This window comes from Aeribacillus sp. FSL M8-0235, assembly GCF_038000355.1.
In the GTDB taxonomy this organism is placed as follows: domain Bacteria; phylum Bacillota; class Bacilli; order Bacillales; family Aeribacillaceae; genus Aeribacillus; species Aeribacillus composti.
Window position 1 is genome coordinate 1040539 of sequence record NZ_JBBOBW010000001.1, and the last position, 23265, is coordinate 1063803.

Below are 23265 nucleotides of genomic sequence, written 5' to 3' on the forward strand. Positions count from 1 at the left end.
TTCATTGTTTTGACAAGATGTGCTGTTTCAGCATTCTCCACATAAGCGAAAAAAGCAGGTTCGATGGTGACGCCTGCTGAATCATGCACAAATCGTTTCAGCATTTCCAAATAAGCTTAAAAACAGGAGAACGGTACCATCTGCAATTTACCCCGTTTTGAAATAGGTTGAGTAAAAGTTTTCCGTCAAAAAAATAAGACTATGAAAAGGCGAGTCTTATAAAATATCAAATTCCTCTTTTACAACGGGATGAAAATCACTTTACGAAATTAACTGTATTGTATGTTAATGTTGTGAGTGCGAATGCTTTCTAACTGTATAACAGTCCATGAAAAAACTAATGCAGGTTTTCAGCTTCTTTGAACCGATTCATAGTTTCACTCTATTTGTGCATCATGAGGACATCCACATTCCTAAAAAGAGTCTTTTGATCTGAAATGCAAGACAATGCGCTTTTTTTATTGAGCAGGACAACAAATTGAATGTCCTGCTCGCAAATAGTGTTTCTGGATCATAATATAAATCCAATCGTTATTTTTCACTAAGTCTTTTTAACGAACCAGGTGGCTATGCATTTGCCGTCTGGTTTTGATCATTTACGTCCGGATCGATTCCGTTTGTTATGCTGAGACCGTTGTTATTAATATGAAAATCGCCTGTGCAGCTGCTACCAGAGCCGCTGATGGATTTTGATGCTGATTTTGGAGATAAATAAAAGGAATCTCCAAAATTTACAACTCCTCCTGAAACGGAATTAATTTTTATCGGTCCGACAATCGCTGGCATGAGGAACATCCTTTTCCTTGTTGTCTCATAAATCATATGCGTAGAGAAAATCTATTGTTCAGGTGCATCAATATGTTTTGTCTTGTTGAAATTACCGTTGTTTTTCGTCGCCATCAACGTTTTTAGACAATTGTCGAATATGTTTTATTCGTGCTTCCGCGCATATTTCTTCGGCTGATCCAAAGTTCACGATACTTGAAGATGAAATGGCCAAAATTTTTACGTGATCGACATATATGTTCGGGGAATTGTTTGAATATGCGCTGGAAAATCGTTCGTCAAAGGAAGGCTGGGGAATGGATTCGCGAAAAAGCTGATAGGAGTGAAAGGATCCTTCCTTTGTATTAAATTTTTCATAGTCCCGCTGAACTGCCAGAACATTCGTTTTAGGGGTAATTTTTTTTGCGTCACCGATTTGGAATACGGAACAGATGTCTACTGAGTGTATATACGCCACTCTAATGTTCGAAAACCTTTTTAACAAATACATTAGTCTAATGACAAAGGAACAAATGGACCGATGACCAGTGATTCAGGTGGCGTATCAAAAATGGAAGAAAGAGAGATTTTATCCGTATCCCCTATTAAAAAAACTGATGAACTTGAAACCCCTATGATTCTCACCATGCCCACATGCAAGCCGTTATTGATGACGGTAAAATTCATGAAAATTCGTCGCCTTTCTTTTTATTGGGGAAATGTTTAAAAAAATGATCGATCGACTGATCAACATCTTTTTTTACTTTTTCTTCAATCCATTGTATTTTTTCTTTTATATCTGTTTGCTCATGGAGACGGAGTCTTTGTAGATAATAAGTAATCCTTCCTTCAAGTTGTTTTCTAATGTCTTCTATGATGAGTGCTTTATATGTTTCATCTAATTCATATTCATAGTTTTTAGCAAAGTCTTCAATCTTTTTCGGACATTCTTCTTGTAAATAACTATGAATGCTTTCAACGCATTGTTCGAATATTTGCTGTTTTAATTCGCGATGAACATCATCGACGTTTAGTTCTTCATTTTTTACGGAAAATTGTTCAATTGCTTCCTGATCAGCAGGATTTAAGCCGATATTCAAGACTCCTTCGAGCGTTTCGATTTTCAATTGGTCAAATTTGTACTCAACTTTTTCAATATTTGTATATGGCTTGTTTTTGAGCTCTTCCATTTGTTCTTCAAGGTAAAGAAAACCTTTTTCCAGATGGTCGATTCTTTTGCTTTGGGAATGGAGATATTGTTCCAATTTTAGAATATATTGCAATAATGATTGTATAGTGTAATTCATGATGTTCTCCCCACCTTTATCTGCATTCGTTACCATATTTATATTCTTTTCCAAATGAAAGGTGAATCGCTATGAAATGCTTGGTGGACGGAGAGGCACAATGACTCCGTTTCCCTGGCCGGACGGAGCGGGAGCCGGTTCAGTAAATTGTCCTGTGTTGTATAAATTCGACAGCGGTTTTATGATTCCGGCGCTGCCGATTTGAAACACGGATGAATTGGCGATCGTTCCGATACGTATAAATTGTATGTGAATCGATTGTTGAATATAAAAATTCATATAACCACCCTCTAAGCATTTAACACTTGCGGCTGATCAACGAGATCACTGTCAAACGTATTCGTAATGCTGTTTTGGTTAAATACGTAAAGACCGTCGCCTGTATTGAAGGAACCAGCCCCTGCGAATGTTTTCACTTCACTGTATGGCGAAATGTTTACGACGTCTCCGACATGAACGACACTGGCCGTCCCGACGCTATTTACCTTCATAGCACCAACAATTGCAGGCATCGCTTTCCATTCCTTTACCTTAAAAGTTATTTAGCTATTTTTAGTGTATGTTATGTCTTGAAAACTGTGATAAACGTTTAGAGTCGCATTTTTGTATACCTCAATATTTCACAAAATAACTATGCAAAATTCGTGGTGCTTTTAGCCCGTTTCCATGAAAAACTCCATCAAATGATTGCACAAAAAAATTTTTTTGCCCGAATAGCATGATGACTCTTCTTGTTTTACAATGTTTTTCATTTGTCAAGGAAAAATAATGGAAAAAAGTACAAAAAAATTATTATTCTTACTTGACATATAGGATTAATACGATTAAAATGTAACTCAATATTATTTTCTTAAACTATCAAAAAGTTTTTATCGTGAAAATCCCTACCGTTTTAGTCGAGATTAATCTAGTAAACTTTCAGGGGAAGGGGGCATTTGGTGAAGGTTTCAAGCAGAGGTGAATATGCATTACGTGCTTTGCTTGTACTTGGTCAGCAACAGGGAAAAGTCTGTCCGATCAATGAAATCGCCAAACAAACGCTAGTTACGGTCAAATACTTGGAACAAATCTTGCTCCAATTAAGAAAATTGGGGTATGTGCACAGTAAAAGGGGTATACAAGGAGGCTATATGCTCCGTTTATCGCCGACTGACATTAACATAGGGGAGGTTATCCGGCAAATTGAAGGTCCTTTATCTCCAATGGGGTGTGCCAGTACGACGGCTTATGTGCCTTGTCCATTGGAAGATAAGTGTTTATTAAAGCCGCTTTGGACGGTTGTACGTGACACAATTGCCCGCGTTCTTGAACAAACAACTTTAGATGATTTATTGAATAAAAGAATTACAACGGGAATTGGAGGGGAGAGCTTTGTTAAAAACGAAAATTGATCAGGAGTGGATTGAAAGAATTATACGTTCACTAGAAGATTTGGAATACGGATCTGTGCAAATTATTGTACATGACTCAAGAATTACACAAATCGAAAAATTGGAAAAATTCCGTTATCCTTTAGAACGAAAGGATGGCCATAACAAAGGGGCTAAGTGAACATATAAAACAATATCATAAAGAGGTCGTCGATCGGTCCACCGAAGACTCCCTATGTCTTTTCAATATTCCCGGATCGAGGAAGTTTTTTTATTTATAACACCGCCATCGAAACATAGCGGAAAGGGAGATGAATTTTATGAATATTACAAATAAACGCAAGTCAAAAGGACTATTTTTTCTATTATCTGTTATTACAAGTGTAGCTCTTGTTTTAAGTGCTTGTGGTTCAAAAAATGAAAGTGCCAGCTCCAGCTCAGAGGGAGATAAAAAGGCAGTCGAATTATTAAACGTTTCTTATGATCCTACACGGGAGCTTTACCAAGATTTTAATAAAGCTTTCGCAAGCTATTGGAAAGAAAAAACTGGTCAAGACGTTACGATTAAACAATCACATGGCGGATCTGGCAAGCAGGCGCGGTCTGTTATCGATGGTTTGGAGGCAGATGTTGTAACGTTAGCGCTGGCATATGATATTGACGCCATTGCAGATACTGGACTGATCGAAAAAAATTGGCAAAAAAGATTGGATAAAAACAGTTCTCCTTACACGTCAACCATTGTGTTTCTAGTACGCAAAGGAAATCCGAAAGGTATTAAAGATTGGGACGATCTTGTCAGATCTGATGTTTCGATTATAACCCCAAATCCTAAAACATCGGGTGGAGCTCGCTGGAATTATTTAGCTGCATGGGGATACGCATTGAAAAAATATGGCGGCGACGAAGAGAAGGCAAAAGAATTTGTTGCGAAAATATATAAAAATGTTCCAGTATTAGATTCTGGGGCAAGGGGTGCTACAACAACTTTTGTCGAAAGAAAAATCGGTGATGTTCTTCTTGCTTGGGAAAATGAAGCTTTTCTAGCTATCAATGAATTAGGAAAGGATCAATTTGAGATTGTTGTGCCTTCTGTAAGCATTTTAGCAGAACCTCCTGTTGCTGTTGTAGACAAGGTGGTTGATAAGAAAGGAACGCGCGAAGTAGCTGAAGAGTATTTGAAATATTTGTACACGGAAGAAGGACAGGAATTGGCAGCAAAGCATTATTATCGTCCAACATTGCCAAAAGTCGCTGAAAAATATAAAGATACATTCCCGCAATTGGAACTCTTTACAGTTGACGAACTGTTTGGGGGCTGGAGAGAGGCTCAGAAAAAACATTTTGACGACGGCGGTATTTTCGATCAAATTTATCAGCCGAAATAATGATTTGTTCCGATGAATGGAGGATTGGAAGTGGCCAAAACAAAACAACAGCACAGAAAAGGGGTTATTCCAGGTTGGGGACTCACGATGGGCTTTACGCTAACTTATCTTAGTTTAATAGTGTTGATCCCCTTGTCCGTTATCTTTTTAAAAGCCTCAACACTCAGCTGGGAGCAATTTTGGCAAATCGTCACAACTGACAGGGTGGCAGCCTCGCTTCGTTTATCTTTTGTTTCTTCATTTATTGCCGCTGCCATCAATTTAGTTTTTGGTCTTTTGCTTACTTGGGTGTTAGTGAAATATGATTTCCCAGGGAAAAGAATTATCGACGGATTAATCGATTTGCCGTTTGCTCTCCCAACTGCAGTAGCGGGAATTTCTTTAACAGCTGTTTATGCCCCGACAGGCGTTATTGGACAGTATTTGGACCGCTTCGGTATTGAGGCTGTTTATACCCCGCTCGGTGTCGTAATTGCTTTAACGTTTATCGGATTGCCGTTTGTTGTGCGGTCTATCCAGCCTATTTTGCATGATTTAGATCAGCAGTACGAAGAAGCGGCAGCTGTTTTAGGTGCAAACCGTTGGCAAACGTTTTGGAAAGTGATTTTGCCATCACTTGTTCCTGCGATGTTCACCGGGTTTTCGCTCGCATTTGCGCGGGCGTTAGGCGAATACGGATCAGTCGTTTTCATTTCCGGCAATATGCCAATGAAAACGGAGATCGCCCCTCTTTTGATCGTCACCAAATTGGAACAGTACGATTATGAGGGGGCAACAGCGATTGCCGCTATTGTATTGATTATCTCTTTTTTCCTGCTTTTTCTTATAAATTATTTGCAATGGAGAACGAGTCGAAAATATTTTATTCATTAAGTCACTAAGGAGATGTTATGCCTCAAATGGGTACTAAAACGAAGAAACAGCCTCTTGTCGGTGTTCATACAGAATCTGCGTGGATTCGTTTTATATTGACGGGAACGGCTCTATTATTTGTTGGTTTTTTTCTCATTATCCCGCTAATTACTGTTTTTACAGAAGCTTTGAAAAACGGTTTAGAAGTTTATTTTGCTTCGGTTACAGAACCGGATGCTCAATCAGCGATCCGTCTTACACTTTTGACCGCAGCAATAGTAGTGCCATTAAATTTTATTTTTGGTATTGCTGCTGCATGGTGTATCACAAAGTTTCAGTTTCCCGGGAAAACCTGGCTCATCACGCTTATTGATTTGCCGTTTTCTGTATCGCCCGTTATCGCTGGTTTAAGCTTTGTTTTATTGTTTGGTGCACAAGGTTTGTTAGCGCCGGTTTTAGATTCGCTCGGATTGAAAATAATCTTTGCTGTCCCAGGCATAATTTTGGCTACTTTATTTGTAACTTTTCCGTTTGTAGCCCGCGAGTTAATACCGGTCATGCAGGCAAAGGGGAGTGAACAGGAAGAAGCCGCTTTATCTTTAGGTGCCAGCGGATGGAAAACATTTTTATTCGTGACGCTTCCAAACGTCAAATGGGGAATTTTATACGGCGTCATCCTGTGCAATGCGAGAGCAATGGGTGAATTTGGAGCCGTTTCTGTTGTGTCAGGGCATATACGAGGAATGACAAATACGATCCCGCTCCATGTAGAAATTTTATATAATGAGTACCAATTTACTGCTGCATTCGCAGTCGCTTCCCTTTTAGCTATGTTGGCGATCGTTACATTAATTGTTAAAGGGGTGCTTGAATGGAAGGGTGTAGTTGATGGAAAAGGGTAAGGAGTGTGCATCATGGATATCAATGTGAAGCAAATTTCTAAAAATTATGGCTCATTTCAAGCATTAAAAGAAGTAAATTTAACAATACCGTCAGGGAAGATTACCGCTTTGTTAGGTCCATCCGGTTCAGGGAAAACTACGTTGCTGCGGATGATTGCCGGATTGGAAATGCCTGATAGCGGAAGCATCTATTTTGGCGACCATGATTATACGACAAAAACGGTCCGTGAAAGAAATGTCGGTTTTGTTTTTCAACATTACGCTTTATTTCATCATATGAACGTTTTTGAGAATATTGCATTCGGACTTAAAGTGCGTCCGCGAAAAGACAGACCGTCCAAACAAGACGTCCAACGAAAAGTAAATGAATTGCTTCATTTAGTCCAATTAAATGGTCTTGATCGCCGTTACCCGGCTCAATTATCAGGCGGACAGAGGCAGAGAGTTGCATTAGCTAGAGCGTTAGCAGTGGAGCCGAACGTGCTTCTGCTTGATGAGCCGTTTGGAGCTCTTGATGCAAAAGTGCGTCAAGAATTGCGGAGATGGTTGCGGCAGTTGCATGAACAATTACATGTAACAACTGTTTTTGTTACGCATGACCAAGAAGAGGCCTTAGAGGTTGCTGATCAAGTGGTAATCTTAAATAATGGACAAATTGAGCAAGTCGGAACACCGGATGAAGTATATCAACATCCAAAAACGAAATTCGTGTATCAGTTTCTAGGGCGTGTTAATGTTTTTCATGCTGAAGTGAACGATGGTCGCCTACATATCGGAGAAGCATTATTTGCTGCACCTGATGAAAACATTCAAACGAAAAAAATGATCGGGTATATTCGTCCTCATGAAGTGCGAATAACTCGACATAATGATAATCAAAAATCAATTCAAGTAAAGGTTCGCCGCATCCAATCTTATGGCCCGATTGTCCGTTTGGAATTGGAAAGATTGAAAACGAATGATCTGATCGAAGTGGACTTGAGTGTTGAACAGGCGAATCAACTGAACGTGAAAAATGATGAGATTCTTTATGCTGACTTGGAAAAAATAAAGTTTTTTTCAGATTCTCCATCCGTAGAATGAATAAATAATGTCGCCAAGATCATTATCACTCGAAAAGCCTGCATTTCAAAAAGAATGTAAATAAATTTGACTAATAGTTTTTATAAGGACAAAGGGGGTAGCAAAATGAGGAGAAAAAATCAAAAATCTTTGCTTGCCTTGCTTTTAATCATGATTGTTAGTTTATTTGCTGTTATATCCGGCTGCTCAGGAGAAGAAAAGAATGTGAAAAGCGCCGGTGAATCTCAAGAAACAAAAGATAAAGAGGAAAAGGTAGTTAGAATCGGATATCAAAAATACGGGACATTAAACATCTTAAAGAAACAAGGAACGCTGGATAAAGCGTTAAAAAGTCACGGATATTCTGTCGAATGGATTCAATTTCCGGCAGGTCCGCAGCTTTTGGAAGGATTAAATGTCGGCAGCATTGATATCGGGCATACTGGCGAAGCGCCGCCGATCTTTGCACAAGCGGCAGGCACTGATTTAGTTTATGTTGGTCATGAGCCAGAAAGCCCTCTTTCAGAAGCTATTCTTGTTCCAAAAGATTCACCCATCCGCACTGTTCAGGATTTAAAAGGTAAAAAGGTTGCGCTCAACAAAGGCTCAAACGTCCATTACTTGCTCGTAAAAGCTTTGGAAAAAGCGGGGCTGACCATAAATGATATTGAACCTAAATATCTCGTACCGGGAGATGCAAGAGCAGCCTTTGAACAAGGAAGTGTGGATGCATGGGTCATTTGGGATCCTTTCTTTGCTGTTGCTGAAACGGAGACAGGCGCCAGAGTTTTGGCAGACGGAAAGGATTTAGTGAAAAATAGAGAGTTTTATTTAGCGAGCAGAAAGTTTGCCGAAAATCATAAAGAGGTTATCGATCTGTTATTGGAAGAAATCAATAAAACAGATCAATGGGCTAAAAGTGCTCCAAAAGAAGTTGCAGAACTATTGTCACCTGAATTGGGAATTGATGCTGCTTCGCTTGAAAAAGCAGCTAAAAGAAGAACATATGGTGTTCAAAAAATAAGCGAACAAGTTCTAAATGATCAGCAGGTAATAGCAGATACTTTTCATCAATTAAAATTAATTCCTGAAAAAATCAATGTAAAAGAAGCAGCTTTGGAGGAAACAAACAACTAAATGAAAACAATAGCGAACCGACCAGACAACTGGAGGCTCCTACTTAGCAGAAGCATGCTAAGAAAGGGGCCTTTTTGCGCATTTAAAACCTTGAATGACAGATGAAAATCTAAAAACGAAATGGGTGGAGTGAAAAATGAACATTTTTTGGTTTATTCCAACACATGGTGATGGGCATTATTTAGGTACTACCATTGGAGGACGTACAACCGATTTGTCTTATTTCAAACAAATTGCCCAAGCAGCGGATCGCCTTGGTTACAGCGGGGTGCTGATTCCAACTGGCAGATCTTGCGAAGATGCTTGGATTATTGCCTCTGCCTTAATTCCCGTTACGGAAAACTTACGGTTTCTTGTGGCAGTTCGGCCGGGGTTGATGGCTCCTTCCGCTGCTGCAAGGATGGCCTCGACATTTGACAGAATTTCAAATGGACGATTGCTAGTAAACGTTGTAACCGGTGGTGATCCGGTGGAGCTGAAGGGTGATGGAATTTTTTATTCACATGATGAAAGATATGAAGTGACTGACGAATTTTTGACAATTTGGCGAAAGCTGCTTGCAAATGAAAAAGTCGATTTCACAGGTCGTTATTTGCAGGTGGAAGGAGGAAACCTTTTGTTCCCGCCAGTGCAAAAACCATATCCGCCTGTCTTTTTCGGCGGTTCATCATTGGCTGGCCAGCAAGTAGCGGCAAAGCATGCAGATGTATATTTAACATGGGGAGAGCCGCCGAAACAGGTTGCTGAAAAACTGAATCAGGTGAAAAAGCTGGCAGAGGAACAAGGAAGAACAGTGCGCTTCGGCATTCGCTTGCATATCATCGTCCGTGAAACGGATGAAGAAGCATGGCAAGCAGCCGAACGGTTAATCAAATATGTGGATGATGAAACGGTCGCTCAGGCACAAAAGGTTTTTGACCGTTTTGATTCAGTAGGGCAGCGCAGGATGTCAGATCTTGTGAAAAGAGACCGCAAGTCGCTTGAAATCAGCCCGAATTTATGGTCAGGAATCGGTCTTGTGCGCGGCGGAGCAGGTACGGCGCTAGTCGGCAGTCCGGAAACAATTGCAGAAAGGATGAAGGAATATGCTGATCTCGGCATCGAGACATTTATTTTATCCGGCTATCCTCATTTAGAGGAAGCATATAGAACAGCTGAACTGTTGTTTCCTCACTTGCCGATAAGCCATGTTCAAAGAAACAGTGAACCACAACCGTTTGGACCATTTGGAGAAATTATTGCCAACAACAGTTTACCAGCAGAAATGGAGAGAATCAGAAAATGAAAAAGTCGTTGTTTTCCGATCAAGTAAAAAAACAATTAATCCCATGGCTTTTGCCTATATTGATTTTAATCATTTGGCAATTGTTATCCTCTAAAGGGATTCTTTCAACAAAAATTCTTCCAGTGCCGTCAGACGTTGTGATGGCAGGAGTGGAGCTCATTCGTTCTGGTGAATTGTTTCAGCATTTGCTGATCAGCTTTAAACGAGCCATAATCGGTTTTTTGATTGGAGGAAGCATTGGCTTGTTTCTCGGCCTTATTAACGGGCTGTTTCCGATCGCAGATAGAATTTTCGATACAACGATTCAAATGGTGCGGAATATTCCTCACCTGGCCATGATTCCTCTTGTCATCCTTTGGTTTGGAATTGGGGAGGAAGCCAAAGTATTTTTAGTAGCAGCTGGAGTGTTGTTCCCGATTTATGTGAATACACTTCATGGCATTCGGTCAGTAGATCAAGGGTTGATTGAAATGGGACGGGTATATGGACTTCGTTCCTGGCTTCTCTTTTGGCAAGTGGTGTTGCCTGGCGCCCTCCCGTCTATTTTAGTCGGAGTTCGATATGCACTGGGGATCATGTGGCTGACGTTAATTGTTGCTGAAACAATTTCCGCAGATTCTGGTATCGGATATATGGCCATGAATGCGAGAGAATTTATGCAAACAGATGTAGTGCTGCTCAGCATTCTTCTATATGCATTATTTGGAAAAATCGCGGATTCAATGGCAAAATGGCTTGAAAGAAAATGCTTAAATTGGAATCCAAATTATCAAAACTTGTAGAGAATGGGGGGGAAAATGTGGAATCTCCAACTTTTGGAACTTATCTGCAAATCAATGGTGTAGAGAAACACTTCGGAAATCAGCACGTTCTGCGCGGAATTGATCTTGAGGTGCAGCCTGGCGAGTTTGTAGCGATCATCGGCCGAAGCGGCTGCGGAAAAAGCACGCTGCTTCGTTTAATTGCCGGATTAGATGAGCCGACAGCTGGTGAGATCAAGGCTAACAGTAAATTGATGAAGGGATTAAATCCAGAGGTTCGCATTATGTTCCAAGATGCCAGACTTTTGCCTTGGAAACGCGTAATTCAAAATGTAGCGATTGGCATGAAAAAAGAAGATTTACCTAAAGCGGAGTTAGCTCTAAAGCAGGTTGGACTGATCGACAGGGCAAAAGAATGGCCTCATGTTTTATCAGGAGGACAAAAACAACGGGTGGCACTTGCAAGAGCATTAGCCAGCAAGCCAAGGCTGTTGTTATTGGATGAACCATTAGGTGCGTTAGATGCTTTAACACGCATTGAAATGCAGCGTTTGATCGAACGATTATGGAAGGAGCAAGGATTTACAGCTTTGCTGATTACACATGATGTGGAAGAAGCGGTAGCAATGGCAGATCGAGTGGTGTTGATAGAGGATGGAAAAATTGCGATGGATACACCGATTAAATTTCCTCGTCCTAGGCAGCGCGGTAATGCAGCATTTGCAGCCCTCGTCGAAAAGATTTTGCGCCGCGTAATGGGTGAGGAAGAAAACACACCAGCTGTCTATGCAAGGCAATCAACGTAATAAGCTTAATAAATATATTCATTAAAGGGGGATTTACTAATGAAAATTATCAGAAAAAGTATGTTTTTAAGTTTAATTTTCCTTTTAGTGCTTTGGATTTCAGGCTGCGGCAGCAAGGAGGAGGCAAATGAGACTTCCAATGCGGAAAAATCAAATGCCAAAGCGGAAGAGGAGACATTACCAGACGAACTTAGAATTGGCTATCAAAAATCATCTATTTTGCTTTTCTTAAAGGAAAAAGGCAGCTTAGAAAAAATTTTGGCTGAAAAAGGAGTTAAAGTCACATGGCATGAATTTCAATCAGGACCGCCATTATTAGAGGCGTTGAATGCAGGAAAAATTGATGTAGGATATGTAGGCGGAGCACCTGCTGTACTTGCAGGAGCCGTTTCAGATTCTGAATTAGCCTATCTTGCCTATGAACCGGAAGTATATCGGGCGATTGTTGTTCCAAAAGATTCACCTATTCAAAAGATAGAAGATTTAAAAGGGAAGAAGGTTGCTTTTGGTAAAGGATCAAGCGCACATTATTTGCTCCTTACTGCTTTAGAGAGTGTAGGGCTGACTTTGAATGATATTACTCCTGTCTATTTACAGCCTTCAGATGCTAGAGGAGCTTTTGAACGCGGCAATGTGGATGCATGGGTGATTTGGGATCCATATCTTGCGGACGCAGAAGAAAGTGGAGGTGCTAGAATCATTGCCGATGCAAAAGGTCTCCCGCGTCAATATGGATTTATTGTAGGAAGACGCGATTATTTTCAAGAAAATCGTGAACTTCGAAATTTAGTGATCAGTGAACTAGAGAAGGTTCACAAAGAGATTCAAGCAGACAAACAAGGGGCTGCCGAAAACTTTTCACAGAAAACTGGCATTTCGAAAGATGTATGGAAGCAAACTTTGGAAAGAAGAGAATATGGAGTATTTGACATCACACCTGAAGTGGTGGATGCCCAACAGAAGCTTGCAGATACTTTTTTAGAGGCAGGATTGATAAACGAGAAAATAAATGTGCAAGATGCTGTTCTTTCAGATTAACGAAGCAAGAAAGTGGTCATTTCATGCTTTATAAGTTATAATGACCCTGAAACGGAATGTTCAAAAGAAAGATCCATGCGATAACGATTGACAAGCGCAAATAGTTGTCCTTTTACAAATGGAGGTGTTTATCCCTCCATTTGTTTTTGTGGAGAACAGTTGTCCTTATCTTCACGGAAGCGGTAATGGCCGGTTTGCAAGCGGGCTGTCTGTGAACCTTGAGGCCGTTTTTCTTTTCAAAATTTTTTTCATTGAATGAGATAATCTTTTCGCTGCGGGAAAGGATGTAATGAATGGAAATTACCCGTAAAAATCCAAACTCGTTTTTAACGAAAACAAACGGCTATTTGCAAGGGTATTCGTACAGTTTAAATCCGTATGTCGGCTGTTCATACGGCTGCCATTATTGTTATGTACAAAAGCTTCCAGTCGCATTGTTTAAGAAAAAAGAGTGGGGAACATGGGTTGAAATAAAGGATGAAAAGCCAAACCAATTTTTAGGCGAATTGAAGCGGGCCAAGAAGAAAGGGAAAGTGACGATTTTCATGTCATCCTCAACAGACCCTTACCAGCCGCTGGAAGCGAAGGAATTACGAACAAGAAGGCTCCTTGAAGTGATAGCAGAAATGCCTCCGGACTTTTTATTTGTCCAGACGAGAAGCCCGCTTGTCACTAGAGATATTGATATCTTTCAAAAATTGGGGGATCGGGTGCTTGTCAGCATTACCATTGAAACGGACAGAGATGATGTGCGCAAAATTTTTTCTCCAAAGGCGCCGCCGATTCAAGCTAGGATCAATGCGCTTAAAAAACTAAATGAAGAGAACATTCCGTCACAGGCGGCAGTTTCTCCTGTACTGCCTTTTTCTCCGAATTTTACGAATCTATTACGGAATGCGACGAAACGAGTCTGTTTAGATGATTTCTTTTTAGGAGATGGAAGCGGCGGAAGACGATCACAGGCGCTCGGTTTGTCAAAGCTTTTTTCGCAAATTGGAGAAGAAGAATGGTTTTCCCCTGAAAACCTCGAATATGTGAAAGACTTATTTTTACATGTGTTTGCGAAAGATCAGCTGTTCATTTCTAGGCAAGGCTTCATTCCGCCCGATGGGAGTCATGAAGAATGATCGATTCTCATATTCATTTGGATCAATACGATCCAAAAACTATTGATGAGCAAATCAAAAAGTGGCAGGAAGCGGGCATTATTCATGTTGTGGCCGTTTCAACCGATTTAACATCCGCCTATAAAACGCTTGAATTGAAGCAAAAACATGAAGATTTTATTATAGCAGCTGCTGGCTTTCACCCTGAACAGGAGATTCTTGAAGAACGGGAGCTTGAAGAGCTTCTATCGCTGATTCGAACAGAGAGGGCGATTTCAGCTGTCGGGGAAATTGGTTTGCCGTATTATGAAAAAGAGCGATTATTTGCAAAGTATTCGGAACAAACTTATATAGATGTCTTGAAGGAATTTTTGAAAATCAGCGTTGAACATTCACTGCCAGTTGCCTTGCATGCAGTTCATGAAGATGCGGAAAAAGTTTTACATCTTTTGCAAAAACATCAAGTGAAAAAAGCGCATTTTCATTGGCTTAAAGCGGCATCATCTGTAGTGAAGGAAATTTGTAAACAACACTATTATATTTCTGTGACTCCGGAAGTTTGCTACCGCCTGCGCGATCAGCAGCTTGCTGAACAAGTTCCGATGGATCAGCTGCTTATTGAGACGGACGGCCCTTGGCGGTATGGGGGAGCGTTTAAAAATGTTGACACAACCCCGTTATTTTTAAAGGAAATTTGCTGCAAATTGGCGAATATTAAAAAGAGGCCGCGTGAAGATATTGTGCGCACAACTGCAAATAATGCGAAAAAACTTTATCTTAATTGGGGGTAGAACATGAAGCTTGTCACTGCAAATATTCACGACAGAACGTTTATCGGACTAATTTTTAACGAAGATTCGGTTATTGATATTCAAAAAGCGGAACTGAAGCTTTATGAATCGGAAATATCGCCTGCATCGCTGCAAGCGTGCATTGAAATGGGTGAAAAATTTGTCCGCCATATTGAAGCATTACAGGAATGGGTTGCGAAGGAAAAAGAAAGGGAGACATATGTCTATCCGCTGTCAGCTGTTAAACTCCAAGCACCGATTCCACGACCGAAGAAAAACATTATGTGCGTCGGTAAAAACTACCGTGACCATGTTGCGGAAATGGGAAGCGAAAGTGATATTCCTTCCGATTTGATTCTGTTTTCCAAACCTTCAACTTCCGTTATTGCTCATGAAGGAGAAATTGATCCTCATCTTTATTTAACCGACGAACTTGATTATGAAGGGGAACTTGCAGTTGTCATTGGGAAAAAAGGAAAACAAATTCGCGAAGAAGAAGCCTATGACTACGTTTTTGGATATACGATCATCAATGATGTCACAGCAAGAGATTTGCAAGTTCGCCACAAACAATATTTTTTAGGAAAAAGCTTGGATACATCATGCCCGATGGGACCGTATATTGTACATAAATCGGCTGTTTCGAATCCACAGCATCTGTCTATCGAGACGAAAGTTAATGGCGAAATTCGGCAGCAAGCCAATACAAATCAAATGATTTTCCCGATTAAACGGATCATTTCCATCATTTCTCAAGGCATGACTCTTGAACCGGGAGATATCATTGCAACAGGTACACCTGCGGGAGTCGGAAAAGGCTTCAATCCGCCGAAATTATTAAAGCCTGGCGACACTGTCGAAATTACGGTAGAAGGAATTGGCACGTTGAGAAATAAAGTCAAGGAAATTTAATAGCGAAAGGACGGGCAAGAGTGAGCCCCTTTAATCTTTCGTTTTAGTGCGTCTTTGTCAATTTAGTGAAATCATTTTATTTATCATAGTAATTGCTATGTTTTTGTATGATCATTTGATATGATGAATGTGGACTTGCAAGTATAGATGGGGGAGGGCATTTATGACACATTTGCATATTACATCATGGGTCATTTTGCTGATTTTGTTTTTCATTGCGTTTGCCAAACCTTCAAAAGGTTTGCATATGGCTGTGCGAATCTTTTATTTAATCGTGTTGGCAACTGGACTTGAATTAATTTTCCGCTATAATGTGTTCAGCATGGCCAACTATGTAGGGGAATATGTCGCTAAAATTTTCCTTGCCATCGTTTTGATCGGGCTTATGGAAATGGTTTTGGGCAAAAAGAAGAGAAACGAATCGTCCAAAGGCATTTGGATCGGCTTTTGGATTGTGCTGATTCTCGTCATTTTGCTTGGATTTAGACTGCCTCTTACTTTTTAAAAAATATGTTGATGCAAAAATATAGGAGCGTATTTCGCAGGGGCTGTCTTAGAAAGTCAAATCGCCATTGAAAACAAAAAATCATAAACACCGATATATATCAACGTTTCTAAAACATTAATGGGGGCGTCAATAAGCCGTAAAAACGACTTATTAGACACCCCCCTATTATTTTTCTTTCTTGAATTTGACAATAAAACCAGCCTTAAAAAAACATCCAAATCCTATAATTATTAGAATTATTATATGGCCTATATGTTAAAAAATGTTTCTTATACTTTTAAACCGGGACAGGTTTACGGACTCTTTGGTAAAAACGGATCCGGTAAAACCATGCTACTTCGTACTTTAGCTGGATTAGTTATTCCTACTGAAGGTGAGGTTATAATTAATAATCAAGCATTACATAAAGATATATCCTTCCCCCAAAGCGTTGGGATCATTATAGAAAATATGGAGTTATTGCCACAGTATGATGCGTACACAAATCGGGGCTGTCCAGAAAGTCAAATCCCCATTGAAAACAAAAAGTCATAAACACCGATATATCAACGTTTCTAAAACATTAATGGGGACGTCAATAAGCCGTAAAAACGACTTATTAGACACCCCCCTATTATTTTTCTTTCTTGAATTTGACAATAAAACCAGCCTTAAAAAAACATCCAAATCCTATAATTATTAGAATTATATGGCCTATATTTCATATCATCGATGGTTAATGAAAATAAAAAAGCTCCAAGCAAAATAAATGGAATAGCTAATAACCACCTCAAATTATGAAACTCTCCTTATCTCGTTTTTTATTAAGGCTTGAATATTAATTCGATATGAGTTCATTGAAACCTTGCTAATCGTCAAAAAGTTGGACGAAATTCCGCGGATTGGAAAAAAGTTTCAATGCAGGCGATGCCTTACGTTTACTTTCTTTTTGTAAATATCCTAATGTTTTAGGTTCATATTTTTGTTTTTATAAACATTTTTCTGTAGCGCAGTCTACATTGATGTTGGGCAGCCGGTCTGTTTCGCCCATCATTGAATAAATACTTAGCCACAGGATGACAATTCGAACGAATAGCATCTTTTTGAATATCCAGCATGATCAGGCTGCAGCTGTTTTTTATGTGTCTCCTTAAAAAATTTAAATGACTATTTCTGCACTCCCCCTATCAATTGCAAAGCTTTCATTACTCCGACTGTCTTAAAAGTACTTTTTAACTAAATCCTTTTTTCCTTGAATTGCAGTTATGAAATAGAGCTGACAAAGCTTCGTTCCCCTGTGCTTACAGTGAATTCAAACAGGTCTTTTTGTTTGTCTCCCCGATGGAAAAAATGCTGAACCGCACAAAGAGAATCCGTATTATCAAATATAAAAACAGAAGCGCCTTTCATCGGTTTGTTTCCATGGTGATACAACAATTGATTGTGGCAGTAGATGATGTCATAAACGGAAAAGGATAAAGCATTTAAATGGTGTACAAACATTATAAAGCTTTCATCATCCAATTCATTTAAAAAACAATGAAATGCATAGGGGAATGTCTTCTTGATTCGAATTTTTCCGCCTGACCGCAAGTATTCTTCCTTATTATGTCCAATATCAACCCATCGGCCGTTTTTCAAAAGTTCAATGTGCTGATCGTTTAAATCATCAAGAGAAATCTGTTCATCATCTTCATCATCGATCAAAATCGGTTTTGCTTGAATCATTTCAACGGTTGCGGTCCGAAAACTCCTTTTTTGTTTATGGAGAAGGTCATTTTTTACGTCCGAAAACAATATGAACACCTCAATACTTTTTATTGAATGTTTTAGACAAAATGCTTTCTTTTTATACAAATGGGCAGGTAACATTGAACTTTTTTTGCATACAATAGCTACATCTTTCATGTTATAGATAGTGGGGTGATAAGCATATGTGTGGAATTGCTGGCTGGGTAAATTTTCAACAATCACTTTTCCAAAATACTGAAATAATGGAAGACATGATTGATACGTTAAGCAAAAGAGGGCCTGATGATACAAATATTTGGGGAAAGAAGCACGTATTGTTCGGGCATAAAAGACTTGTTGTCATTGACCCGGAATGCGGTCGACAGCCGATGACAAAACAAAAAGAAGATAATTCCTACACGATTTGTTATAACGGCGAGCTATACAATACGGAAGATATTCGCAAAGAATTATTGAAAAAAGGCTATACGTTTCGCGGCCACTCAGATACGGAAGTTCTTTTAGCTTCATACATGGAGTGGAAAGAAGAATGTGTGCACCATTTAAACGGAATTTATGCTTTTGCCGTTTGGGATTCAGCAGATGAAAAATTATTTATAGCACGCGACCGTCTTGGCGTTAAACCGCTCTTTTTTTATGAAAACAACGGTAATTTTCTGTTCGCTTCTGAAATAAAAGCCCTTTTAGCCAACCCTGAAGTCGATGCTTTGCTCGATCAGGAAGGGCTGCAAGAAATTATGGCGCTGGGGCCGTCGAGATCTCCCGGTTCAGGCGTTTTTAAAGGAATCGAAGAGCTTAGACCCGCCCATGCCCTCGTTTTTAATCGAGATGGCTTAAAAATATGGAGGTATTGGAACGTTAAAAGTAATCCGCATGAGGATTCTTTTGAAGAAACGGTCGAAAAAGTGCGTGAATTACTAATAGATGCCGTCACAAGACAGCTTGTCAGCGATGTTCCGCTATGCACGTTTTTATCGGGAGGATTGGATTCGAGCGCCATTACAGCGATTGCCGCCAGGACATTTGAAAAGGAAGGAAAGGGGCATCTTCATACTTATTCAATTGATTACGAAGGGAATTCTGAGTATTTTCAACAAAGCGAGTTTCAGCCGAATGCTGATGCCTACTGGATTCATTTAATGAAGGAATCTTTTCAAACCATTCATCACGAATGTATCATGACACAGGAAGAGCTTGTCTCATATTTGCAGGAAGCAGTTGAAGTCCGTGATCTTCCGGGGATGGCGGACGTCGATTCTTCACTTCTTTGGTTTTGCCGGCAAATTAATAAGGACTTTGTCGTGAGCTTGTCGGGAGAATGTGCGGACGAAATTTTCGGCGGATATCCGTGGTTTTATCGTCCTGAGGAATTGGCAAGAGAAGGATTTCCGTGGATTCGTTCATTAGATGAGCGGATCAAGCTGCTCCGGAACGATTGGCAAAAAAAGCTGAATATAAAAGAATATGCTTTAAGGCAATATGAAAAAACGATTGAAGAAACACCTGTTTTAGATGGAGAACCTGAAACGGAAAGAAAAAGGCGGGAGCTTTTTTACTTAAATATGATATGGTTTATGACAACATTGCTTGACCGAAAGGATCGCATGAGCATGGGGGCATCGCTTGAAGTGCGCGTTCCGTTTGCAGATCACCGGCTTGTCGAATACGTCTGGAATATTCCGTGGGAATGGAAACGATATGGCGATCGGGAAAAAGGCCTATTACGGAAAAGCTTAGAAGATCTTTTGCCGAAGGAGGTTGTCTACAGGAAAAAAAGCCCGTATCCGAAAACACATCATCCGAAATATACGAAGCTTGTAAAAGAACAGCTTGAAAACGTATTGGCCATGAAAGACTCCATATTGCACGAGCTTTTCGATGGGAATGCATTAAATAAATTAGTAGAGACAGACGGTGCATCTTTTCAACGCCCATGGTACGGACAGCTGATGACGGGACCGCAGCTGTTAGCCTATCTTTGGCAAATTCACATTTGGTTTGAAAAGTACCGGATTAATATCATTTGATGAATTTAGGGAAAATGAGGCTGTCTTAGGAAGTCAAATCGCCTTGAAAACAAAAAATCATAAACACCGATATATCAACGTTTCTAACACATTAATAGGGGCGTCAATAAGCCGTAAAAACGACTTATTAGACACCCCCTTGCTTTTTATAATAAAGAAGGACAAACATGTTCAGCATGTTATAATGTTTTTTATAATGAAATTCAAAAATGATCTGCAAGGGGAGCGGGAGGGGAGAGATATATAAACATTTTGTAGAAACTGAATGATTCATCGGTAGAAAAAAGATTTTTATGAAAATGATGAACGTTTTCAAAAAATTTTCTAATGTCTAGGAATCAAGCAGGGAGAGAAGCTTACAATAAGATCCGAATTTGGCCTGGTACGGTTCATGTTGTAAGATAATAGCTCAAGAAGATCATGAATGAAAAATTAACTGACCTAACTTTTTGAATACGTTGACGAACTGTTTGATCGTGGCGCAATCCAGGCAAAATGATGTAGGTAACGCAATGATTTCAAACATGTAAACTTATTTTTCAGTTAGCATGGAAGGAATAAAGGCTCTTTCAAATGAAACGGGGATAAGCCAGCGAGTGATTCGCGAGGCTTATAAAGAAAAACTCATCGGAAAAGGGGATAAATCCCATCAAACATTACATACATTCGATGAGAAGATTGACAGCAAACCAAAACAGATGCAACACCGCTTGCCGATTTTGTGGAAGAGTTGAAGCGGCGAACTTAGATGAATTGAGCGACAAGCATGGATTTTGCTGACATAAGGAGGATTTTGACGAGTGAAAAAAGGATTGATCTTCATTTTGTGTGTTTCATTGCTTTTTTGTTTTTCAGCGACTGCTAGCGCTGTAAACTTGCAGGATGAGTCAATTTATCACGTAGCAGTTGACCGCTTTTACAATGGAACGACGGCCAATGACGGCGAAAGAAAGGGCGGTCTTGAACATTTTCTTGGGGGTGACTTGCAAGGGGTGATCAAAAAGCTGGATTACATAAAAGGAATGGGCTTTACAATCGTTTCATTATCACCAATATTTCAAAATGAGGCAAACGGCTTTCATGGGAAATGGGTGAAAGACTTTAAAAAAGTGGACGAGCATTTTGGAACAATGCAGGATTTAAAACAGCTGACAAAGGAAGCACATAAACGTGATCTAAAGGTCATGATAGATTTTGTTTTCGAAACAGGACCGAACCACCCTTGGCTGTCTGATCCAGCTAAAAAAGAATGGTTTGTTGAAGGAAGTACGACATTCGATGTTTCTCGCCCCGACGTTCAAGCATTTATAATCGATGTCGCTAAATGGTGGATCAAACAAAGTGATATTGACGGGTATCGGTTGATTGACGCGAATCGAACTGAACCTCAATTTTTAAAAAAAATGGCTGAAGAAGTTAAGTCTGTCAAAAAAGATTTCGTTTTAGTGGCAGATATTGGCGGGGGTGATCCGAATACATATCAAAACAGTGGAATCGATGCCGTGATGAATACCTATTTTGCGAAAAATGTGCAAAAATCATTTTCGAATGTGGATGAACCGCTTTCAGGATTGGACGGGTTTACGCAATCCAATCTGCCTGTCGTTTCGTTTTTAGATGACGAGGATATCGTTCGTTTTACAAGAAAAGCTGTTGAGAATGAAGCGTTTCCAGTGACAAGATTAAAACTTGCCTTGACGTATTTATATACTTTACCGGCTGTTCCTTTTGTTTATTACGGGACGGAGATTGCATTGGATGGCGGAAATGGAGCAGTCAATTATCGGATGATGGATTTTCGCACGAGCACCGAAATAGTCGAGTACATAACAAATTTAGCCGACATTCGCAAAATCCTGCCTTCTCTCCGAACAGGGCAATATCATTTGTTGTATGAAAAGGACGGCATGCTCGTTTATCAATTAAAAAGCGGTGATGAAACATCCATTATTGCCATTAACAACACATCGCAAACAAAAAGCGTAACGATCGGATTTCGATATTTGCCGGATAATCACGAATTGAGAGGGTATTTAAAAGGGGGAAGCATAAAAAGTTCAAAGGACGGATACACGATCACTTTGGAACGGGAAACATCGGAGATTTTTAAACTGGACGAACAAAAAGGCGCGAGCATCCCTTTTATTTCCATTTTGGTCGGAGTCCCAGTTTTGTTTATCCTTTTCTTATATGCCGCATATAAAAAAGGGAAGGGAAAACAGCCGTCGTAAAATGCAAAATAAAAAGCTGATCCCTTAAAGGTGCAAAAAGGACAAACTCGTCTTGATTTGCCATTTTTAAGCTGCTTCTATGTACACATAGGCTTTAAACAGGAATTTTTCAACTGAAAGCTTCGGGGCGGAAAGTTCGCCTATCACATCTTCCTTTTCATATTGAGATGTTGGAAAAGAAGCCTAATTCTTCCTTTTTGAACGCAAAAAAGCCCCTTCCTCATATCAAGACGCTGGAAAAGGAGCGGCTCCATTTAAAGTGGGTAAAACAATATTGATCAATAGATAACAGATTAGGAAAGAGGGCTTCTTATCAATAGCTTGTGAATTTGGAACAAGCTTTTGCTCGCTTTTTCGTTGTGACGCTTGTATTTTAATTTTAAAGGATGCAATGTTTTTTCACGTTTATGTTGTAGGCTGGTGCTTTTTCTCATAAGATGGGAGTAATAGAAAAAGGGGAGGAGAAATGTATGAAGCCGCTTCGCTTACGGGGGCATCATTTATTATGTGTGCACGGATTTCGCGGAATGGGATATAGTCCATCGTTTGTAGAGAAGATGTGGGAAGTAGTTACAAAAATTCGTGATGAAGAGCAAGACTTTCCCATTCAAGTCGTCTCTGCACTTGATGATGCGTGCATGGCATGTCCGCACCATGGAGAATCGACGTGCCAAGCGGATCCGAATTCAAATGAGCATGTGATTTCCATGGATCAAAAAGTAATCCGCCATTTAGGCATTGAAGAAAATGGGATTTACTTAAAATCGGAATTAATGGGGCTCACGGCCCAAAAAGTAGTCCCTGACGACTTAGATTACTTATGTGCGAATTGCTCCTGGCTTCCGCACGGTGTATGCAAAGAAGGCATCGCCAATGTCCGTAACGGGAATATTGCGCAAAAGGAAGCTAAGTAGCTTTTTACAGTTTTCGTCACTGCCCAATCTGTCAGTGTAGCTGATTGCGGCTTTTCAAAATTATTGGTGCATATTGGCGCAATCTTGTTGAAATTTTGTACTCTTTTTCGTCTTCGTCATCTTTTACATAATCCAAGTATTAGCGAAACCATGTTGAGATTTTGCCCCTGTTAAGCAGGAAATAGCCTCTGCGTGGAAATAGCCGAGCGACAATTCGGCTATTCTAATTTTAAACACGGAGGCTATGCTTCTTCACTATAATACTGCAAGCTTTGTAGAAAGCTGTTTCTGTTTCTTTTCTATAGGAATCATGAATGAAGATGTCATAAAGGTTTGCAGCATTTGTTGTCCTATGGATCATAAGCGGTCAGC

26 protein-coding genes are annotated in these 23265 nt (G+C 39.9%); 19 read left to right on the forward strand and 7 right to left on the reverse strand.

Features of this window, described 5'->3' with window-relative positions; genetic code table 11:
* Window positions 1-567 precede the first annotated feature (567 nt).
* From NSQ71_RS05205 to NSQ71_RS05230, 6 genes are all read right to left on the reverse strand, one after another.
* On the reverse strand, window positions 568-786 hold the full coding sequence (locus tag NSQ71_RS05205; RefSeq protein ID WP_063386628.1) for a spore germination protein: 219 nt from the start codon (window positions 784-786) through the stop codon (window positions 568-570).
* 91 nt (window positions 787-877) lie between these two features.
* Entirely contained in the window at window positions 878-1243 is a 366-nt protein-coding gene (locus NSQ71_RS05210) for a spore germination protein GerPE (protein WP_340733196.1), read from the reverse strand.
* 32 nt (window positions 1244-1275) lie between these two features.
* Entirely contained in the window at window positions 1276-1452 is a 177-nt protein-coding gene (locus NSQ71_RS05215; RefSeq protein WP_340733198.1) for a spore gernimation protein GerPD, read from the reverse strand.
* On the reverse strand, window positions 1449-2072 hold the full coding sequence (locus NSQ71_RS05220; protein ID WP_340733201.1) for a spore germination protein GerPC: 624 nt from the start codon (window positions 2070-2072) through the stop codon (window positions 1449-1451). Before NSQ71_RS05220 ends, NSQ71_RS05215 begins: the two co-directional genes overlap by 4 nt.
* A gap of 69 nt (window positions 2073-2141) precedes the next feature.
* Window positions 2142-2351: a spore germination protein GerPB gene (locus NSQ71_RS05225; protein ID WP_063386632.1), complete on the reverse strand. Its 210-nt coding sequence runs from the start codon at window positions 2349-2351 to the stop codon at window positions 2142-2144.
* A gap of 11 nt (window positions 2352-2362) precedes the next feature.
* Window positions 2363-2584, reverse strand: a complete 222-nt coding sequence (locus NSQ71_RS05230; RefSeq protein ID WP_063386633.1) for a spore germination protein — start codon at window positions 2582-2584, stop codon at window positions 2363-2365.
* 426 nt (window positions 2585-3010) lie between these two features.
* On the opposite strand from NSQ71_RS05230, the gene NSQ71_RS05235 reads away from it, so the two are divergent.
* From NSQ71_RS05235 to NSQ71_RS05310, 16 genes are all read left to right on the forward strand, one after another.
* The gene (locus tag NSQ71_RS05235) at window positions 3011-3463 is read left to right on the forward strand and encodes an RrF2 family transcriptional regulator (RefSeq protein WP_063386634.1); all 453 of its coding nucleotides are present in this window, start codon (window positions 3011-3013) and stop codon (window positions 3461-3463) included.
* Window positions 3444-3623 carry a YezD family protein gene (locus tag NSQ71_RS05240; protein WP_063386635.1) on the forward strand — a complete coding sequence of 60 codons (180 nt, stop codon included), beginning with the start codon at window positions 3444-3446 and terminating at the stop codon, window positions 3621-3623. Before NSQ71_RS05235 ends, NSQ71_RS05240 begins: the two co-directional genes overlap by 20 nt.
* A 139-nt stretch (window positions 3624-3762) precedes the next feature.
* Window positions 3763-4830 carry a sulfate ABC transporter substrate-binding protein gene (locus tag NSQ71_RS05245; RefSeq protein WP_340733202.1) on the forward strand — a complete coding sequence of 356 codons (1068 nt, stop codon included), beginning with the start codon at window positions 3763-3765 and terminating at the stop codon, window positions 4828-4830.
* A gap of 30 nt (window positions 4831-4860) precedes the next feature.
* Window positions 4861-5703: a sulfate ABC transporter permease subunit CysT gene (cysT, locus tag NSQ71_RS05250; RefSeq protein WP_261308785.1), complete on the forward strand. Its 843-nt coding sequence runs from the start codon at window positions 4861-4863 to the stop codon at window positions 5701-5703.
* Window positions 5704-5729: 26 nt separating this feature from the next.
* Window positions 5730-6584 carry a sulfate ABC transporter permease subunit CysW gene (cysW, locus tag NSQ71_RS05255; RefSeq protein ID WP_094246455.1) on the forward strand — a complete coding sequence of 285 codons (855 nt, stop codon included), beginning with the start codon at window positions 5730-5732 and terminating at the stop codon, window positions 6582-6584.
* Window positions 6585-6596: 12 nt separating this feature from the next.
* Window positions 6597-7667, forward strand: a complete 1071-nt coding sequence (locus tag NSQ71_RS05260) for a sulfate/molybdate ABC transporter ATP-binding protein (protein ID WP_063386638.1) — start codon at window positions 6597-6599, stop codon at window positions 7665-7667.
* A gap of 105 nt (window positions 7668-7772) precedes the next feature.
* Window positions 7773-8783, forward strand: a complete 1011-nt coding sequence (locus tag NSQ71_RS05265) for a sulfonate ABC transporter substrate-binding protein (protein ID WP_340733204.1) — start codon at window positions 7773-7775, stop codon at window positions 8781-8783.
* 136 nt (window positions 8784-8919) lie between these two features.
* Window positions 8920-10068: an FMNH2-dependent alkanesulfonate monooxygenase gene (gene ssuD, locus NSQ71_RS05270; RefSeq protein WP_339229455.1), complete on the forward strand. Its 1149-nt coding sequence runs from the start codon at window positions 8920-8922 to the stop codon at window positions 10066-10068.
* Window positions 10065-10850, forward strand: coding sequence for an aliphatic sulfonate ABC transporter permease SsuC (gene ssuC, locus NSQ71_RS05275; RefSeq protein WP_066250605.1), 786 nt, complete (start codon window positions 10065-10067; stop codon window positions 10848-10850). The genes ssuD and ssuC overlap by 4 nt, the downstream gene beginning before the upstream one ends.
* Before the next feature lie 17 nt (window positions 10851-10867).
* Window positions 10868-11635, forward strand: a complete 768-nt coding sequence (locus NSQ71_RS05280) for an ATP-binding cassette domain-containing protein (RefSeq protein WP_339194667.1) — start codon at window positions 10868-10870, stop codon at window positions 11633-11635.
* 39 nt (window positions 11636-11674) lie between these two features.
* Window positions 11675-12673: an aliphatic sulfonate ABC transporter substrate-binding protein gene (locus NSQ71_RS05285; protein WP_186439323.1), complete on the forward strand. Its 999-nt coding sequence runs from the start codon at window positions 11675-11677 to the stop codon at window positions 12671-12673.
* A 293-nt stretch (window positions 12674-12966) separates the two neighbouring features.
* Entirely contained in the window at window positions 12967-13800 is an 834-nt protein-coding gene (locus tag NSQ71_RS05290; protein WP_339194671.1) for an SPL family radical SAM protein, read from the forward strand.
* A complete protein-coding gene (locus tag NSQ71_RS05295) occupies window positions 13797-14570 on the forward strand; it encodes a TatD family hydrolase (protein ID WP_339194674.1) in 774 nt (257 codons plus the stop codon). The genes NSQ71_RS05290 and NSQ71_RS05295 overlap by 4 nt, the downstream gene beginning before the upstream one ends.
* A 3-nt stretch (window positions 14571-14573) precedes the next feature.
* Window positions 14574-15482, forward strand: a complete 909-nt coding sequence (locus NSQ71_RS05300; protein WP_340733209.1) for a fumarylacetoacetate hydrolase family protein — start codon at window positions 14574-14576, stop codon at window positions 15480-15482.
* A 163-nt stretch (window positions 15483-15645) separates the two neighbouring features.
* Window positions 15646-15987, forward strand: coding sequence for a YisL family protein (locus NSQ71_RS05305; RefSeq protein ID WP_063386645.1), 342 nt, complete (start codon window positions 15646-15648; stop codon window positions 15985-15987).
* Window positions 15988-16242: 255 nt separating this feature from the next.
* Window positions 16243-16524 (forward strand): ATP-binding cassette domain-containing protein, encoded by a 282-nt coding sequence (locus tag NSQ71_RS05310; protein ID WP_340734405.1) that lies wholly within the window; start codon window positions 16243-16245, stop codon window positions 16522-16524.
* Between the two features lie 708 nt (window positions 16525-17232).
* Here the strand turns inward: NSQ71_RS05310 and NSQ71_RS05315 are convergent.
* A complete protein-coding gene (locus tag NSQ71_RS05315; protein ID WP_340733211.1) occupies window positions 17233-17766 on the reverse strand; it encodes a DUF2777 family protein in 534 nt (177 codons plus the stop codon).
* A 137-nt stretch (window positions 17767-17903) separates the two neighbouring features.
* Here NSQ71_RS05315 and asnB point away from each other — a divergent pair, with 137 nt between their 5' ends.
* The 3 genes from asnB (at window position 17904) to NSQ71_RS05330 (ending at window position 22893) form a co-directional block, all read left to right on the forward strand.
* On the forward strand, window positions 17904-19748 hold the full coding sequence (gene asnB / locus NSQ71_RS05320; RefSeq protein ID WP_340733213.1) for an asparagine synthase (glutamine-hydrolyzing): 1845 nt from the start codon (window positions 17904-17906) through the stop codon (window positions 19746-19748).
* An 800-nt stretch (window positions 19749-20548) separates the two neighbouring features.
* Entirely contained in the window at window positions 20549-21979 is a 1431-nt protein-coding gene (locus NSQ71_RS05325; RefSeq protein WP_063387036.1) for an alpha-amylase family glycosyl hydrolase, read from the forward strand.
* Window positions 21980-22449: 470 nt separating this feature from the next.
* On the forward strand, window positions 22450-22893 hold the full coding sequence (locus tag NSQ71_RS05330; RefSeq protein WP_066250588.1) for a DUF1284 domain-containing protein: 444 nt from the start codon (window positions 22450-22452) through the stop codon (window positions 22891-22893).
* Window positions 22894-23265 lie beyond the last annotated feature (372 nt).